General features: G+C 55.7%; 15 protein-coding genes. 8 read left to right on the top strand and 7 right to left on the bottom strand.

Translation table 11 applies throughout. The features are described 5' to 3' along the window. Positions 1 to 187 precede the first annotated feature (187 nt). The gene (cirA, locus tag NI40_RS15120; RefSeq protein ID WP_039263164.1) at positions 188 to 2,158 is read left to right on the top strand and encodes a catecholate siderophore receptor CirA; all 1,971 of its coding nucleotides are present in this window, start codon (positions 188 to 190) and stop codon (positions 2,156 to 2,158) included. Between the two features lie 99 nt (positions 2,159 to 2,257). Here the strand turns inward: cirA and fghA are convergent, their stop codons facing one another. Continuing rightward, on the bottom strand, positions 2,258 to 3,085 hold the full coding sequence (fghA, locus tag NI40_RS15115) for an S-formylglutathione hydrolase (RefSeq protein WP_039263163.1): 828 nt from the start codon (positions 3,083 to 3,085) through the stop codon (positions 2,258 to 2,260). Positions 3,086 to 3,223: 138 nt separating this feature from the next. Here fghA and NI40_RS15110 point away from each other — a divergent pair, with 138 nt between their 5' ends. From NI40_RS15110 to mglC, 7 genes are all read left to right on the top strand, one after another. Further along, positions 3,224 to 4,372, top strand: coding sequence for a YbfB/YjiJ family MFS transporter (locus tag NI40_RS15110; protein ID WP_039263162.1), 1,149 nt, complete (start codon positions 3,224 to 3,226; stop codon positions 4,370 to 4,372). A 102-nt stretch (positions 4,373 to 4,474) separates the two neighbouring features. Beyond that, on the top strand, positions 4,475 to 5,143 hold the full coding sequence (gene folE, locus NI40_RS15105) for a GTP cyclohydrolase I FolE (RefSeq protein ID WP_023312471.1): 669 nt from the start codon (positions 4,475 to 4,477) through the stop codon (positions 5,141 to 5,143). A gap of 19 nt (positions 5,144 to 5,162) precedes the next feature. Then, complete coding sequence (gene yeiB, locus NI40_RS15100) at positions 5,163 to 6,320, top strand: DUF418 domain-containing protein YeiB (protein ID WP_039263161.1); 1,158 nt, start codon at positions 5,163 to 5,165, stop codon at positions 6,318 to 6,320. A 155-nt stretch (positions 6,321 to 6,475) separates the two neighbouring features. After that, positions 6,476 to 7,498 carry an HTH-type transcriptional regulator GalS gene (galS, locus tag NI40_RS15095; protein WP_029740403.1) on the top strand — a complete coding sequence of 341 codons (1,023 nt, stop codon included), beginning with the start codon at positions 6,476 to 6,478 and terminating at the stop codon, positions 7,496 to 7,498. Between the two features lie 295 nt (positions 7,499 to 7,793). Then, positions 7,794 to 8,792, top strand: a complete 999-nt coding sequence (gene mglB / locus NI40_RS15090; protein WP_023312468.1) for a galactose/glucose ABC transporter substrate-binding protein MglB — start codon at positions 7,794 to 7,796, stop codon at positions 8,790 to 8,792. Positions 8,793 to 8,871: 79 nt separating this feature from the next. Beyond that, positions 8,872 to 10,392, top strand: coding sequence for a galactose/methyl galactoside ABC transporter ATP-binding protein MglA (gene mglA, locus NI40_RS15085; protein WP_023312467.1), 1,521 nt, complete (start codon positions 8,872 to 8,874; stop codon positions 10,390 to 10,392). A 15-nt stretch (positions 10,393 to 10,407) separates the two neighbouring features. Further along, complete coding sequence (gene mglC / locus NI40_RS15080; RefSeq protein ID WP_008500921.1) at positions 10,408 to 11,418, top strand: galactose/methyl galactoside ABC transporter permease MglC; 1,011 nt, start codon at positions 10,408 to 10,410, stop codon at positions 11,416 to 11,418. A 49-nt stretch (positions 11,419 to 11,467) separates the two neighbouring features. Here mglC and NI40_RS15075 read toward each other — a convergent pair whose 3' ends face one another. The 6 genes from NI40_RS15075 to NI40_RS15050 form a co-directional block, all read right to left on the bottom strand. Beyond that, positions 11,468 to 12,856 (bottom strand): glutamine synthetase family protein, encoded by a 1,389-nt coding sequence (locus NI40_RS15075; protein ID WP_039263160.1) that lies wholly within the window; start codon positions 12,854 to 12,856, stop codon positions 11,468 to 11,470. A 124-nt stretch (positions 12,857 to 12,980) separates the two neighbouring features. Beyond that, a complete protein-coding gene (gene sanA / locus NI40_RS15070; protein ID WP_008500918.1) occupies positions 12,981 to 13,697 on the bottom strand; it encodes an outer membrane permeability protein SanA in 717 nt (238 codons plus the stop codon). 126 nt (positions 13,698 to 13,823) lie between these two features. Beyond that, on the bottom strand, positions 13,824 to 14,708 hold the full coding sequence (gene cdd / locus NI40_RS15065; protein WP_023312465.1) for a cytidine deaminase: 885 nt from the start codon (positions 14,706 to 14,708) through the stop codon (positions 13,824 to 13,826). A gap of 129 nt (positions 14,709 to 14,837) precedes the next feature. Continuing rightward, positions 14,838 to 15,533 (bottom strand): CidB/LrgB family autolysis modulator, encoded by a 696-nt coding sequence (locus NI40_RS15060; RefSeq protein WP_029740398.1) that lies wholly within the window; start codon positions 15,531 to 15,533, stop codon positions 14,838 to 14,840. Beyond that, entirely contained in the window at positions 15,530 to 15,925 is a 396-nt protein-coding gene (locus NI40_RS15055) for a CidA/LrgA family protein (RefSeq protein ID WP_023312463.1), read from the bottom strand. Before NI40_RS15055 ends, NI40_RS15060 begins: the two co-directional genes overlap by 4 nt. 184 nt (positions 15,926 to 16,109) lie before the next feature. Beyond that, a complete protein-coding gene (locus NI40_RS15050; protein WP_039263159.1) occupies positions 16,110 to 16,820 on the bottom strand; it encodes a type 1 glutamine amidotransferase in 711 nt (236 codons plus the stop codon). Between the last annotated feature and the right edge of the window lie 58 nt (positions 16,821 to 16,878).

The raw sequence follows: 16,878 nt of genomic DNA, 5'->3' as shown, positions 1-16,878 counted from the left end.
GTTTTTTTATTCCTGCATTCTGATACAAAGATATATTTCTTAACAATTTAATTGATAATAATTATCGTTTGCTTTATCGTTATCAAAAATAAGCGTATCACCGACCCACCGTAGATGTGGGCGGCAGGGAAGACGCTGTGAGCAATGATGATTTGATTTAGTTGTATTTACCTCATGGAGATATGGAATGTTTAGGTTGAATCCCTTCGTCAGGGGAGGACTTTGTGCGTCCGCAATGTCCCTGGCCCTGCCTGTTATCGCAGCGGAATCCGGCGACACAATGGTTGTAACGGCCTCCGCGACCGAGCAAAACCTGAAAGACGCCCCGGCAAGCATCAGCGTGATTACCCAGGAAGATTTGCAGCGCAAACCCGTTCAGAATCTGAAAGATGTGTTACGGGAAGTGCCGGGCGTTCAGCTCACGAGCGAAGGGGACAACCGTAAAGGGGTAAGTATTCGTGGACTGGACAGCAGTTACACACTGATCCTGATCGACGGCAAGCGCGTTAACTCGCGTAACGCGGTATTCCGCCATAATGATTTCGACCTCAACTGGGTGCCGGTTGACGCCATCGAACGAATCGAAGTGGTGCGCGGACCGATGTCTTCTCTGTACGGTTCCGATGCGCTGGGCGGCGTGGTGAACATTATCACCAAAAAAATCGGCCAGAAATGGACGGGCACCCTGAGCGCCGATTCCACGATTCAGGAGCACCGCGACCGTGGAGACACTTACAACGGTCAGTTCTATACCAGCGGTCCGCTGGTGGACGGCCTGCTGGGGCTGAAAGCCTACGGTAGCCTCGCGAAGCGTGAGAAAGACGGTCAGCAGAAATCCTCCACCACGGCGAGCGGTGAAACGCCGCGCATTGAGGGCTTCACCAGCCGCGATGCGAATGTGGAGTTCGCCTGGACACCGTCTGAAAACCACGACTTTACGGCGGGCTACGGCTTCGACCGTCAGGATCGCGACTCGGATTCCCTCGACAAAAACCGCCTTGAACGTCAGAACTACTCTCTCAGCCACAACGGCCGTTGGGGCGTCGGCAACAGCGAGCTGAAGGTTTACGGCGAAAAGGTGGATAACAAAAACCCGGGCAACAGCAATCCGATCACCTCCGAGAGCAACGCGGTGGACGGAAAATACGTGCTGCCCCTGGGTGAAATCAACCAGCTGCTGACCTTCGGCGGGGAATGGCGTCACGATAAGCTGAAAGATCCGGTCAACCTGACGGGCGGTTCCAGCAGCAGTACCTCGACAAGCCAGTATGCCCTGTTCCTTGAAGATGAGTGGCGTATCTTTGAACCTCTGGCGCTGACCACCGGCATCCGTATGGATGACCATGATACCTACGGTGACCACTGGAGCCCGCGAGCCTATCTGGTTTACAACGCGACCGATACCGTAACGGTGAAAGGGGGCTGGGCTACCGCGTTTAAAGCGCCGTCACTGCTCCAGCTGAGCCCGGACTGGGTCACCGGCTCGTGCCGCGGTGCCTGTGAGATTGTCGGTAACCCGGATCTGAAACCGGAAACCAGCGAAAGCTTCGAATTCGGTCTGTACTACAGCGGGGAAGAGGGCTGGTTAGAGGGCGTGCAGGCCAGCGTTACCACCTTCCAGAATAACGTGGATGACCGCATCAGCATCAGCCGTACGGCCAATGCAAAACAGGCCCAGGGTTACCCTAACTACGTTGGCCTGAATGCGGACGGTGAGCCGATTTTCCGCTACTACAACGTTAACAAGGCGCGCATCCGCGGGGTGGAGACCGAGCTGAAACTCCCGCTGGCGGACGACTGGAAACTGACCCTGAACTACACCTACAACGATGGTCGCGATATCAGCAACGGCGGCAACAAGCCGTTGTCCGATCTGCCGTTCCACACCGCCAACGGTACCGTTGACTGGAAGGCAACGCAGGACTGGTCGTTCTACGTTCAGGGCAACTACACCGGTGAGAAACGCGCGCTGACCAGCAGTGCAGCAACGCCGGGTGGCTATGTCATCTGGAATACCGGCGCCGCGTGGCAGGCGACGAAAAGCGTGAAGCTGCGCGCGGGCGTGCAGAACCTGCTGGATAAAGATCTGAGCCGTGACGATTACAGCTATACGGAAGACGGCCGTCGCTACTTTGTCGGTGTGGATTATAAGTTCTGATGTAACCTCTATGCCCGGTGGCGCTTCGCTTACCGGGCCTACAAAATCCGCGAACGTAGGCCGGGTAAGGCGAAGCCGCCACCCGGCAATCATCCGCACTTACGCGAACAAATGCTCCGCATGAAAGCGGAGATGATCCTCAATAAAGGACGCGATGAAGAAATAGCTGTGGTCATACCCCGGCTGGATGCGCAGCGTCAGCGGCCAGTCCTTCTGGCGGGCCGCTTCTGCCAGCACCGCAGGCTGTAGCTGTCCGGCGAGGAACTGATCCGCATCGCCCTGATCGATAAGCATCGGGATCGCATTTGCCGAGCTGCTGGCCAGCATCAGCGCGCAGCTGTCCCATTCCTGCCATTTTGTTTCATCTTCACCCAGATAGTTCGTGAAGGCTTTTTGACCCCACGGCACCTGCGTTGGGTTCACAATTGGCGAAAATGCCGACACGCTGACGTATTTTTCCGGATTTTTTAGCGCCATGATCAGCGCCCCGTGTCCGCCCATGGAGTGTCCGCTGATGGCGCAGCGGTCGCTTACCGCAAACCCGGACTGAATCAGCGCGGGCAGCTCGTCGCGAATGTAGTCATACATGCGGTAGTGGCCTGCCCACGGCTGCTCGGTCGCATTGAGATAAAACCCGGCGCCTTTACCCAGGTCGTATCCTGCATCGTCGGCTACATCATCACCACGCGGGCTGGTATCAGGCATCACCAGCGCAATACCCAGCTCGGCGGCAAGTCGCTGCGCGCCCGCTTTGGTGGTGAAGTTTTCGTCGTTGCATGTCAGGCCTGAAAGCCAGAACAGAACCGGCGGATTTTCCGTCGGCGGCAGGAAAATGCTGAACGTCATCGCACAGTTCAGGACGGTGGAGTCATGCCGCCAGCGCTGCTGTCGACCTTCAAAACAACGGTGCTCTTCGAGCAGTTCCATGCAGGGCTCCTTAATGAGAATGCGTATTCATAAAAACCATAATACAGCCTTTTCATTGACCTGTGAGTAACTTTCACTTTCGCCAGACGGCGAGATGCTGCATCATAAATTTACTTTTCTTTAACAATTGGAGCGGTCATGGCGCTGCGTATTGCGCTCAGTGGATTTGTCGTTCTGGTGGTGGCGATGGGGATAGGGCGCTTTGCCTTTACGCCTCAGGTGCCGCTCATGATTGCTGCCGGGCAGCTTACGCTGACCAGCGCGGGTCTGGTGGCGGCGATGAATTATCTGGGCTATCTGGTGGGCGCATGGGATGCCATGCGCGCGCACCGCTTTGTGGAAACGCGCCTCTGGCTTGGCATCACCGGCGCGGTTGCGCTGACGCTGCTCTCCGCGGCGGCGGATAACGCCGTCGTGCACGGCCTGCTGCGCTTCGTGATTGGCTGCATGAGCGGCTGGTCGATGGTACTCATTGCCGCCTGGACCAACGAACGGCTGGGGCAGCTGGGTAAACCGGGCCTGAGCGCCGCCGTGTTTGCCGGGCCAGGGGCGGGCATTGCCCTGAGCGGGCTGCTCGCCGTCTATATCCAGGCGAAATCCCTTTCGGCCGGGGCGGCATGGCAAATCTACGGCGTGCTGGCGCTGGTGCTGATTGCGCTGGTGGCGCGCTACCTGCCGCGATCCGGGCAGCTCCATCGCCCCGGCACCGCGCCGGAGCCGCTGGTGCTGACGGCGGATTTAAAGCGCCTGGTCTGGAGCTACAGCCTGGCCGGGTTTGGCTATATCCTCCCGGCGACATTCCTGTCGCAAATGGCTGCGGTGCGTTTTCCCGGCAGCCTGTTCGCCCAGTTTGTCTGGCCGATTTTTGGTATCGCCGCCGTGGTGGGCATTGCGCTCAGTATTCTTTTACGCCACACCTCAACGGCGAACCGCAGGCTGGCTATCGTGCTGTGGTTACAGGGGGCTGGCGTGCTGGCGGCCTGGCTGCTGCCGGGGATTGGCGGTTTGCTGACGGGCGGGCTGCTGGTGGGCGGCGGTTTTTTGTGTGCCGTGCAGCTCTCTCTTTTATACGGCCGCGAGCTGGCGCCAAACCATACGCGTTATATGGCAGGCCTGCTCACCACCGGGTATGCGATTGGTCAATTGATTGGCCCGATGACCTCGGCGTTATCAACCTGGCTTACCCACCGGCTGGAGCCCGCGCTGGGGCTGGCGGGCGTTGCGCTGTTCGTCGGCGGAGCGCTGGTCTGGAATCGTCACGCTGAAAGGCAACAGCAATTGCAATAATTATCGTCGTGAATACTGGATTATGTGCGCCGCCTCACGCACAATGAGCGCATACTTTTGCCACAACGAGGGCAAAAGACGCCACACCTGCAGGAGAACAAAATGTCATCACTCAGTAAAGAAGCTGCCCTGGTCCACGAAGCCCTGGTTGCGCGCGGTCTTGAAACGCCACTGCGTCCGCCCGTACAGGATTTGGACAATGAAACCCGCAAGCGTCTGATTGCCGGTCATATGACCGAGATCATGGAGCTGCTGAATCTCGATCTGAGTGACGACAGTCTGATGGAGACGCCGCACCGCATCGCGAAAATGTACGTCGACGAAATTTTCTCCGGGCTGGATTACGCCAACTTCCCGAAAATCACCGTCATTGAAAACAAGATGAAAGTGGACGAGATGGTGACGGTACGCGATATCACGCTGACCAGCACCTGCGAACACCACTTCGTGACCATCGACGGTAAAGCGACCGTGGCGTATATCCCAAAAGATACGGTGATTGGCCTGTCGAAGATCAACCGCATCGTGCAGTTCTTTGCTCAGCGTCCGCAGGTGCAGGAGCGTCTGACTCAGCAGATCCTGACCGCGCTGCAAACGCTGCTGGGCACCAATAACGTGGCCGTCTCTATCGACGCGGTTCACTACTGCGTGAAGGCGCGCGGCGTGCGTGATGCGACCAGTGCAACGACCACCACGTCGCTGGGCGGCCTGTTTAAATCGAGCCAGAATACCCGCCAGGAGTTCCTGCGCGCCGTACGTCACCACAACTAAGTCTTACAGGGCAGGAACCATGGAGCGAAACGTCACGCTCGATTTTGTTCGCGGCGTCGCCATTCTCGGTATCCTGCTGCTTAATATCAGCGCCTTCGGCCTGCCGAAGGCGGCTTATCTCAATCCTGCCTGGTATGGCGACATCACGCGCAGTGATGCCTGGACCTGGGCTGTCCTCGATCTCTTCGCGCAGGTTAAATTCCTCACGCTGTTTGCCCTGCTGTTTGGTGCAGGTCTGCAACTCCTCCTCAAACGCGGTACGCGCTGGATCCAGTCGCGCCTGACGCTGCTGGTTCTCCTCGGCTTTATCCACGGGCTGTTCTTTTGGGACGGCGATATTCTTCTCGCGTATGGACTAGTCGGGCTGATCTGCTGGCGTCTGATTCGCGATGCGCACAGCGTAAAAAGCCTGTTTAACACCGGCGTGATGCTCTATGTCATGGGGCTTGGGGTCCTGCTGCTGCTGGGGATGATCTCCGGCGAGGCGACGAACCGTTCCTGGATACCGGATGCCGCTAACCTGCAGTACGAACAGTACTGGAAGCTGAAGGGCGGTACGGAAGCGATAAGCAACCGCGCGGATATGCTGGGGGATAACCTCCTTGCGCTGGGCGCGCAATACGGCTGGCAGCTGGCGGGCATGATGCTGATGGGCGCGTCACTGATGCGCACCGGCTGGCTGAAAGGGGAGTTCAGCCTGCGTCACTATCGGCGAACGGGTGTCGGACTGGTGCTGATCGGCGTGCTGATTAACCTCCCGGCGATAATCACGCAGTGGCATATCCACTGGGATTACCGCTGGTGCGCGTTCCTGCTCCAGGTGCCGCGCGAACTGAGCGCGCCGTTCCAGACCATCGGCTACGCGGCGCTGATCTATGGCTACTGGCCAACGCTTTCCCGCCTGTGGATCGTCAGCGCTATCGCCTGCGTGGGCCGCATGGCGTTGAGCAATTACCTGCTACAAACGCTGATATGCACCACGCTTTTCTATCGCTTTGGCCTGTTTATGAAATTCGACCGCCTCACGCTGCTGGCGTTTGTTATTCCGGTCTGGGTGATTAACCTGGCGTTTTCTGTTCTTTGGCTACGCTATTTCCGCCAGGGACCGCTGGAGTGGGTGTGGCGTCAGTTAACCTCACATGCTTCAGGGGTATCATTGAGGAACACATCCAGATAACGATCTGGATCACAATCATTAACAAAACGGATGTAAGCGTTTTCATGAGTGTGAGCTTCTTCACGTAGTCCCCTTTCTCTCGCTGCCAAAATAGCCACCTTGCTAAACACAGGGGGTGTCTGTGAGTTGCTGCAATCCTTTGAAGGATGGTGAATATGATCACCATTCGTGACGTCGCCCGTCAGGCGGGCGTTTCTGTGGCTACCGTCTCACGCGTGCTGAACAATAGCGCGCTAGTCAGCCCTGAAACCCGTGAAACCGTAATGAAAGCCGTGACCCAGCTCGGGTACCGGCCAAATGCCAATGCCCAGGCGCTTGCGACGCAGGTCAGCGACACCATCGGCGTGGTGGTGATGGATGTATCGGATGCCTTTTTCGGCGCGCTGGTCAAAGCGGTCGACGTGGTCGCCCAGCAGCATCAGAAATATGTCCTGATCGGCAATAGCTATCATGAGGCGGAAAAGGAACGCCATGCCATCGAAGTGCTGATCCGCCAGCGCTGTAACGCCTTGATTGTCCATTCAAAAGCCTTGAGCGATGAAGAGCTAACCGGCTTTATGGATCAGATCCCGGGCATGGTGTTGATCAACCGCATCGTCCCCGGCTATGCCCATCGCTGCGTCGGGCTGGATAACGTCAGCGGCGCCATGATGGCGACGAAAATGCTCATCAACAACGGGCATCAGCGGATCGGCTATCTGGCCTCCAGCCATCATATTGAAGATGACGACCTGCGGCGCGAGGGGTGGCAAAACGCCCTGAAAGAGCACGGCATTACGCCGTCAGAAAGCTGGACAGGCACAGGTACACCGGACATGCAGGGCGGTGAGGCGGCGATGGTGGAGCTGCTGGGCCGCAACCTGCAGCTTACTGCGGTGTTTGCCTATAACGACAGCATGGCGGCAGGCGCCCTGACGGCGCTGAAAGATAACGGCATTGCGGTGCCACAGCATTTATCACTCATTGGTTTTGATGATATCCCGATTGCCCGTTACACCGACCCGCAGCTGACAACGGTGCGTTACCCCATTGCCTCTATGGCGAAACTGGCGACTGAGCTGGCGTTACAGGGGGCGGCAGGGCTGCTGGATCCGGGCGCAACGCACTGTTTCATGCCGACTTTAGTGCGTCGGCACTCCGTCGCGGCCCGGCAAATTGTGGTTCCGATCACTAACTGATTACTTGAGGTGATGTAACCGTTTTCAATCTGTGAGTAAATTCACAGTATCTTAACAAGGCGCTGACTATGATGTCAGCGTTTTAGGGGCTGAAACGCTATGTAACGGTGATTATTCACTTTCACTATAGCCAATGTGCCGCAAACAACGAATAAAACGCATTTCTGGAGCGTTACCGAACACGGAAGATAGAAATTTTATAAGTGAACTTCGGCTGTCAGTAACGTTTTATTAACACCTGCCCGCCGATCGTTATTCACAAGAACTACCCTGCATAAAAAAAACCGGAGATACCATGAATAAGAAGGTGTTGACCCTGTCTGCCGTAATGGCAAGCATGCTTTTTGGTGCAGCAGCGCACGCTGCGGATACCCGTATTGGTGTGACCATCTATAAATACGACGACAACTTCATGTCTGTTGTACGTAAAGCGATTGAGAAAGATGCGAAAGCAGCGCCAGACGTTCAGCTGCTGATGAACGACTCCCAGAACGACCAGTCCAAACAGAACGACCAGATCGACGTTCTGCTGGCGAAAGGCGTGAAAGCCCTGGCCATCAACCTGGTTGACCCGGCTGCAGCAGGCACGGTTATTGAAAAAGCGCGCGGCCAGAACGTGCCAATCGTCTTCTTCAACAAAGAACCTTCCCGTAAAGCGCTGGATAGCTACGACAAAGCGTATTACGTCGGTACCGACTCCAAAGAGTCCGGTATTATTCAGGGCGATCTGATCGCGAAACACTGGGCGGCGAACCCGAACTGGGACCTGAACAAAGACGGTCAGATTCAGTTCGTGCTGCTGAAAGGCGAACCCGGCCACCCGGATGCTGAAGCCCGTACCACCTACGTTATCAAAGAGCTGAACGACAAGGGTCTGAAAACCCAGCAGCTGGCGTTAGATACCGCGATGTGGGATACCGCTCAGGCGAAAGATAAGATGGACGCGTGGCTGTCCGGCCCTAACGCGAACAAAATCGAAGTGGTTATCGCGAACAACGATGCGATGGCAATGGGTGCGGTAGAAGCGCTGAAAGCACACAACAAATCCTCCATTCCTGTGTTCGGCGTAGATGCACTGCCAGAAGCGCTGGCGCTGGTTAAATCCGGTGCGATGGCCGGTACCGTTCTGAACGATGCCAACAACCAGGCGAAAGCCACCTTCGATCTGGCGAAAAACCTGGCCGATGGCAAAGGCGCGGCAGATGGCACCAGCTGGAAAATTGAAAACAAAATCGTTCGCGTACCTTACGTGGGCGTAGACCAGTCCAACCTGGCTGAGTTTATCGGTAAATAAGTTAGCGGTACTGTCTCCACTGGGCGCAATTCGTTGCGCCCTTTTATAACGCGATATGCGAGGCCAACAAGGTATAATTATGGTCAGCACAAATACTCAGTCATCCGGTGAATACTTGTTGGAAATGAGCGGTATCAACAAGTCATTTCCCGGCGTTAAGGCACTCGATAATGTTAATTTGAAAGTTCGTCCTCACTCTATTCATGCCCTGATGGGGGAGAACGGTGCGGGTAAATCAACATTATTAAAATGTCTTTTTGGGATCTATCAAAAAGATTCTGGCAGCATTCTTTTTCAGGGGAAAGAGATCGATTTCCATTCAGCGAAAGAAGCACTGGAAAACGGTATCTCGATGGTTCACCAGGAATTAAACCTGGTGCTGCAGCGTTCAGTCATGGATAACATGTGGTTGGGGCGTTATCCAACCAAGGGTGTCTTTGTCGATCAGGACAAAATGTATCGCGACACCAAAGCGATTTTTGATGAGCTGGATATTGATATCGATCCGCGCGCCCGCGTGGGAACATTATCCGTCTCCCAGATGCAGATGATCGAAATCGCCAAAGCGTTCTCCTATGATGCGAAAATCGTCATCATGGACGAACCGACATCGTCATTAACGGAAAAAGAGGTTAATCACCTTTTTACCATTATTCGTAAGCTAAAAGATCGTGGCTGCGGCATTGTGTATATCTCCCACAAAATGGAAGAGATCTTCCAGCTGTGCGATGAGATTACCATTCTGCGCGACGGTCAGTGGATTGCCACGCAGCCGCTGGAAGGGCTGGACATGGACAAGATCATCGCCATGATGGTCGGCCGTTCCCTTAACCAGCGCTTCCCGGACAAAGAAAACAAGCCGGGCGAAGTGATCCTGGAAGTGCGCAATCTGACCTCGTTACGTCAGCCGTCTATTCGCGACGTCTCCTTCGACCTGCACAAGGGCGAAATCCTGGGGATTGCCGGTCTGGTCGGGGCAAAACGTACCGATATCGTGGAAACCCTGTTCGGTATCCGTGAGAAAGCCGAAGGCACAATTACGCTGCACGGTAAGAAAATTAACAACCACAACGCCAACGAAGCCATTAATAATGGTTTTGCGCTGGTGACGGAAGAGCGTCGTTCGACCGGTATTTATGCCTATCTGGATATTAACTTTAACTCGTTAATTTCTAACATTCGCAATTACAAAAACAAAGTCGGGCTGCTGGATAACTCCCGCATGAAGAGCGATACCCAATGGGTTATTGACTCCATGCGCGTGAAAACGCCAGGACACCGCACCCAAATTGGTTCGCTGTCAGGCGGTAACCAGCAGAAAGTCATTATCGGACGTTGGTTATTAACCCAGCCAGAAATTCTGATGCTGGATGAACCGACCCGCGGTATTGACGTCGGCGCGAAGTTTGAAATTTATCAGCTGATTGCCGAGCTGGCGAAAAAGAATAAAGGGATCATTATTATTTCTTCCGAAATGCCGGAATTGTTAGGGATCACGGATCGTATTCTGGTTATGAGCAATGGTCTCGTTGCCGGTATTGTTGACACCAAAACGACAACGCAAAACGAAATTTTGCGTCTTGCGTCTTTGCACCTTTAAGATCAGGGGCTCCTCATGAGTGCGTTAAATAAAAAAAGTTTTCTCACTTACCTGAAAGAAGGCGGTATTTACGTTGTTCTTTTAGTACTGCTGGCTATCATCATTTTCCAGGACCCTACGTTCTTAAGCCTGCTGAACCTGAGTAACATTCTGACCCAGTCCTCCGTGCGTATTATTATTGCGCTGGGCGTGGCGGGTCTGATCGTAACCCAGGGGACGGACCTTTCTGCCGGTCGCCAGGTGGGTCTGGCGGCGGTTATCGCGGCAACCCTGCTGCAGTCGATGGAAAACGCCAACAAGGTCTTCCCGGAAATGGCCACCATGCCGATTTTCGTGGTGATCCTGATTGTCTGCGCCATCGGTGCGGTGATTGGTCTGATCAACGGTATTATCATCGCCTACCTGAACGTGACGCCGTTTATCACCACGCTGGGTACGATGATCATCGTTTACGGTATCAACTCCCTGTACTACGACTTTGTCGGTGCTTCCCCCATCTCGGGTTTTGACAGCGGCTTCTCGACCTTTACGCAAGGGTTCATCGCGCTGGGCAGCTTCCGCCTGTCGTATATCACCTTCTATGCGCTGATTGCGGTGGCCTTCGTCTGGATCCTGTGGAACAAAACGCGCTTTGGTAAAAACATCTTCGCTATCGGCGGTAACCCGGAAGCGGCGAAAGTGTCCGGCGTGAACGTTGCCCTGAACCTGCTCATCATTTATGCCCTGTCCGGCGTGTTCTACGCCTTCGGCGGGATGCTGGAAGCGGGCCGTATCGGCTCTGCAACCAACAACCTCGGCTTCATGTACGAGCTGGATGCGATCGCAGCCTGCGTGGTGGGCGGCGTCTCCTTCAGCGGCGGCGTGGGTACGGTACTGGGCGTGGTGACCGGTGTGATTATCTTCACCGTCATCAACTACGGCTTGACCTATATCGGCGTGAACCCGTACTGGCAGTACATCATCAAAGGCGCCATCATTATCTTCGCGGTTGCGCTGGATTCACTGAAGTACGCGCGTAAGAAGTAATTGCTCCTCGCGTTATCCGGCCCGCTCATCGAGCGGGCTTTTTTATGCCCTACGCCAGATGCGACTCCTCTCGGGTCACGATGCGCTCAAACCAGTCGAGTTCAGAGAGCTTGCAGGCGACCCACTGTTCGGAAAAAGCGTTGCCCAGGCTGTCGGTGAGGTACTGACAGCGGGCAAAGGTCTCAATCGCCTCCTGCTGAAACAGCGGCAGCTCGGGACGATCGTGCTGCGGTTCGGGCAACTCCTCCTCGTCGATGTTTTCCAGCCCGTACAGCATGCCGGTCAGGATAGTGGCTGCCACCAGATACGGATTGGCATCAGCCCCGGCCAGCCGGTATTCGATGCGACGGTTGTGGTCATCCGAGCAGGGAATACGCAAAGCGGCGGAGCGGGTGTTATAGCCCCAGGAGTTAAATACGGGCTCCGTCAGGTTTTTACGCAGGCGACGAAACGCGTTAACGCCCGGCGCAAGAATGGCGACGGAGGCGGGCATCAGCGCCAGCTGCCCCGCGATGCACAAACGCATCATGCTGTTAAGCGCGTTCACCGGGGAAGCAAAAACGTTTTCGCCGTGACGATTGTTCAGGCTGAAATGGAAGTGCAAACCGCTGCCGGACAGCTGGCTGAAAGGCTTCGCCATAAAGTTGGCCTGCAGGCCGTGCTTTTCGGCAACGTAACGGGTCAGACGACGAAGCGCCAGCACGTTATCGCAGACCTCAACGACGCGATGGCTGTGCTTCAGGTTTAATTCGTACTGACCGGACTCGGCTTCCGCCACGATCCCGGACAGCGGGATGCGCTGCAGGTGCGCCAGCTGTTCCAGCTCGTCAAACAGTGCCGCATGGGCCGTCGTAGTATCCATATGAAAACAGCCCTGATTTTGCGGATCCCGATTGTCATGTCCCGTCAGATAGAACTCGATTTCCGGGGCAATCACCGGGAAGAGGCCGTGCTGGTGGAAGCGGGCCAGCACGTTCTGCAGTATCACGCGCGGCTCAAGCGGGCAGGGGGTGTCGTCGCTGTCTTTCATCGTCAGCAGGATCTGCGCGTTGTGCTGCGGATCTTGCGGGCAGGGGCGCAAGGAGCCGGCGACAGGAACGCAGAGTCGATCCGGCTCATCATGCAGCGGGGCGGCGATTTTTCCTTTCTGATCCATCGAGTAGACCGAAAGGGGAAAATAACAGCCTTTTTCCAGGCTCAGCATGCTCTCCACCGACAGACGCTTGCCGCGCATCGTGCCGTTGATATCGTTCAGGTAAACGTCTACATGTTTCGTCTGCGGGTAGCGTTCCAGATAATCTGCCACTTCCACTGAAATGTTGTGCTGCAGGGCGTCAATTTTTTCATCAAGCCAGAGACCGGAATTGAGTGCGCCAGGAAGTGATAAACCGGGAAAGTTAAAATACGGGCGGAGACTTTTGAGGAAAAACGCATTCATTATTGAGTTCATAGTCATTCTTCAATGAAGCCGTAGCGGCAGTGAACTCAGCTTAAAAGAGCCGACGTAAAGGGGGGATAAAAAGCGTCAGGCCCGGCGTAAAGAAAGTATAAAGGCGGCCCTGTTATTTCTCCTTTTTCTGCATATCCAGCAGCTGCTCGGGCGTGACGGCCGGGTAACCCTGCGCGTCTTCCGGCACTTCGTGCATCGCCGGAATCGGCACCAGCGGGCCTAAAAAGCGCGGTTCGCGTTTGAAGATATACAGATCGGCCAGGGCGCCAAAACGCGCGCCGAACTCGCGCACGCGCACGCTCAGCATATCTTTTGGCGACGGCACCGCGTAACACTGCGCCTGAATGCCCATATGCAGCGCGATAAACAGCGCGCGCTCGCAGTGGAAGCGCTGGGTGATGATGATGAAGTCGTTGGTGTCGAAGACTTTACGCGTGCGCACGATGGAGTCCAGGGTGCGGAATCCGGCGTAGTCGAGCACGATATCGGCAGGGTCCACGCCCGCGGCAATCAGGTCCTTACGCATCGTCACCGGTTCATTGTAGCTTTGCAGCGCGTTATCGCCGCTCAGCAGCAGGTAGTTCACCTTGCCGCTGTTGTAGGCGTTCAGCGCGCCCTGAATGCGGTAACGGTAATACTGGTTAATCACGCCGGTGCGGTAATACTTGGCGGTGCCGAGGACCACGCCAACCTGACGATAGGGCAGGTCCTGCAGGTCATCAAAGATGTAGGGGGCGGTTTTCCAGCTCATCCAGCGGTCGAGACCCAGCACGATCAACAGCAGTATGCCGACCAGGACAGACAGGCTGTAAAAAACGCGCTTTAACATGGAGATGGCTCGTTCGTGGATGAAATTTAACTCAGGCTACTTTACCCGCCTGGTTAGCGCAAGAAACAGCGACTCAACTGAGGGGTTTTTCAGCAAACTGGCGGGCATTTCTGCCCGCCGGAAGGATTACGCAAGCAGTACGCGGTCAATCGTCGTGCAGCCCAGCGCTTTAAGCGTCGCGGCGGTCGCATCCCACTGAATCAGCGGCGCATCGGCAATTTCTGCCAGAATAGCGCGCTGAATGTCCGGATAGTCATAGCCGTTCAGGCTCAGCAGATTAAGCGCGCCCTGCAGCGGTGGCAGGGTTGGGTTAAACGCGGCGTTTTCCGCGTAGCTGCCGCTAAAGATCCGGCCATCGCGGCACTGCAGCGCCACGCCGCTCGGAGACTTGCTGTACGGCGTGTGGCTTTTGTTGGCCGCGCGAATGGCCGCCTGGCTCAGGTCATCGCCGGACAGGGCATAACCGTGGTCCTGATCGTCCATCAGCAGCGTTTTGATCTCCAGATCTTTAGGGCCAAACGCGTCAGGCAGATAATCTCCCAGCGTGTGCGGCGCGCGACCCGGCAGGTTGATGCGCAGCTGCAGCCCGCTGTTCAGCTCGTTCATAAACTGACGGCAGTGGCCGCAGGGGGTGTAGTTAACGGTAATGGCGCTCAGGGCTTTTTCACCGCGTAGCCAGGCGTGGCTGATGGCGCTCTGCTCGGCGTGAACCGTTTGCTGCATGGTCGCGCCCAGGAACTCCATGTTGCCGCCGAAGTACCAGGTTCCGCTGACGCCGCGCGCAATGGCCCCGACGTTAAAATGGGAGAGATCGGCCCGCGCGCAGGCGGCAGCCAGGGGAAGCAGTGCGAAAGCCAGCGCGTCTTCGTCCAGTCCCGTTGCCTGTTTCAGCATCGTGACCTGCTCCGCGGTCAGCAGGGCGGGGAAGTGTGCATCTGCCAGAACGGGAGCCAGGGCTGACTGCAAATTCTCTGCAAGCTGGGCGAAAGCAGCTTGAAAACGTGGGTGCATGGCGTTTGCCTCATAAAGGTTAATGGATCGGTAGTTTACGGAGCCGTCAGGGCTTTATATGTGATCCACTTCTCATTATGTATGCAACTTATGAAATCAAAATGAAATTTGCGCGACGCATCGCAAATTTTAGCCCATTACCGCCAGAATCAGCGGGAAAATGAACGGGGCCAGCAGGGAGGTGATAATCCCGCAGATCACCAGCGCCAGCGAGCTAAACGCCCCTTCCTGATAATCCAGCTCCGCACAGCGGGCAGTGCCCAGGGCGTGGGAAGCTGTTCCCATCGACAGCCCCCGTGCCGCTTTAGTGTGAATACGCATCCCGTTCAGCAGGGTGTGACCAAACACCGCGCCGAGAATACCGACGAAAATGACGCACATCGCGCTGATGGCCGGGATCCCGCCGAGGCTGCCGCCGACCGCCATCGCGATAGGCGTGGTCACCGATTTAGGCAGGATCGATGCCGCAATCTGCGGAGAGGCCCCCATCAACAGCGCTACCGACGTGCCGGTGATCATCGCCACCAGGCTGCCCACAAAACAGATGGTAATGATGGATTTCCAGCGGGCGCGGATCTGATGGAGCTGCTCGTATAAAGGAAAGGCGAGCGCCACAACGGCAGGCTGCAGCAGGTCGTTTAAAATTTTGCTGCCGGCAAAGTAGCGTTCGTAGGGAATGCCGGTGAGAAGCAGGAACGGAATAATTACCACCATCGCCACCAGTAGCGGGTTCAGCAATGGCATTTTGAAGCGTGCGGCAAGCTTGCGCGCGGCGAAGAACACCGCCAGGGTTAACGGCAGCGACCACCAGATATTGGCCATCATTTTTTTGTTTTCTCCCCGACCACGTTACGTTCGCCATGCACCAGATGCGAACTCCAGCTCACCACAAGGAAAACCACCAGCGTACTGACCGCGCAGGAGACCACAATCGGGCCGAACTGGGCCTTGAGCAAATCAAAATACTGCATGACCCCGACGCCGATAGGCACGAAAAGCAGCGCCATATAGCGAATAAGGACGAAGCAGCCGGGATTGACCCATTTTGCGGGCAGGATTTGCAGCGCCAGCAAAACAAAGAGGATCAGCATACCGATAATGCTGCCGGGAATGACGATCGGCAGCAGCGACGCGATGAAAATCCCGGCGTACAGGCAGGCGTAAATCAGGACGAATGCGCGCAGATATTGCCAGATAATGTTCAATGATTTGCTCATGGTGATAGTCCTTGCTGAAACGCATTCATCATACAATTAAACCCAAAAATGTGCCACGGATCACATCATGAAATTTGAGCATACCAGACATTCCAGAATGGAACGTCTGGTATCACCGCACAGGGGCAGGCTACAGTTTAGAGGAAAGGGCGTGCGGTGGCGAAGTGACGAGCCAGAGAATGCATCAGCGCGAGGCGGTCAGTTTATCCAGAAAAGAAAACAGCACCTGATTCATTTCGCGATAATCATGCGAGCGTAATTTTTCCGCCGTTTCGACAAAACGAAATTCAGCCGCGCGGCGGAGATCGTTCTGCGAATGTTCAATCAGCAGCTCAACCACCTCCGGCGTCAGTTCCATATGACACTGAAAACCGTAAACCCGTTCGCCATATTGCACGATCTGACGGGGGCAGCCCTCGCTGTAAGCCAGCACTTTAGCCTGCGGCGTCAACCCTGGCATGTCGTTATGCCAGTGTCCGACGTTCAGCTCGTGGCCAAAATCCTCAAACAGCGGGTTCGCCTTGCCTGCATCTGTGAGCCTGACGGGAAATTTGCCGATCTCTTTTTCCGGGCTATGGCAAAACGCTGCGCCCAGCGCTTCACCGATAAGCTGCGAGCCCAGACAAACGCCAATCACCGTTTTACCTGCCTCTATTGCGCGGCCGATGAGCCGTATTTCCGCCTGCGCGTCAAACCAGGGGCACTCCTGAAGCGTGGTGGCAGGTGACTGCGGGCCTCCCATGATGATAAGCAAGTCTGTGCTCTGCAGATCCTCGGGTAACGGATCGCCCTGATAAACTCTGGAGTAGCTCATACTACAGCCGCGATTTTTCCCCCAGATTTCATATGCGCCTGGCGCTTCGAAATGTTCATGAATGATAAAATGAATGTGCATTGCGTCTCTCTCCGGTTACGTGTACAAGCAGCATCATAAGAGGAAGGGAGGAATGTAA

Origin of the sequence: Enterobacter sp. E20 (genome assembly GCF_000801755.2) — a bacterium.
Classification (GTDB): Bacteria; Pseudomonadota; Gammaproteobacteria; order Enterobacterales; family Enterobacteriaceae; genus Enterobacter; species Enterobacter asburiae_B.
The sequence above is the reverse complement of the archived record's forward strand: the minus strand, read 5'-3'. Positions and strand labels throughout refer to the sequence as shown.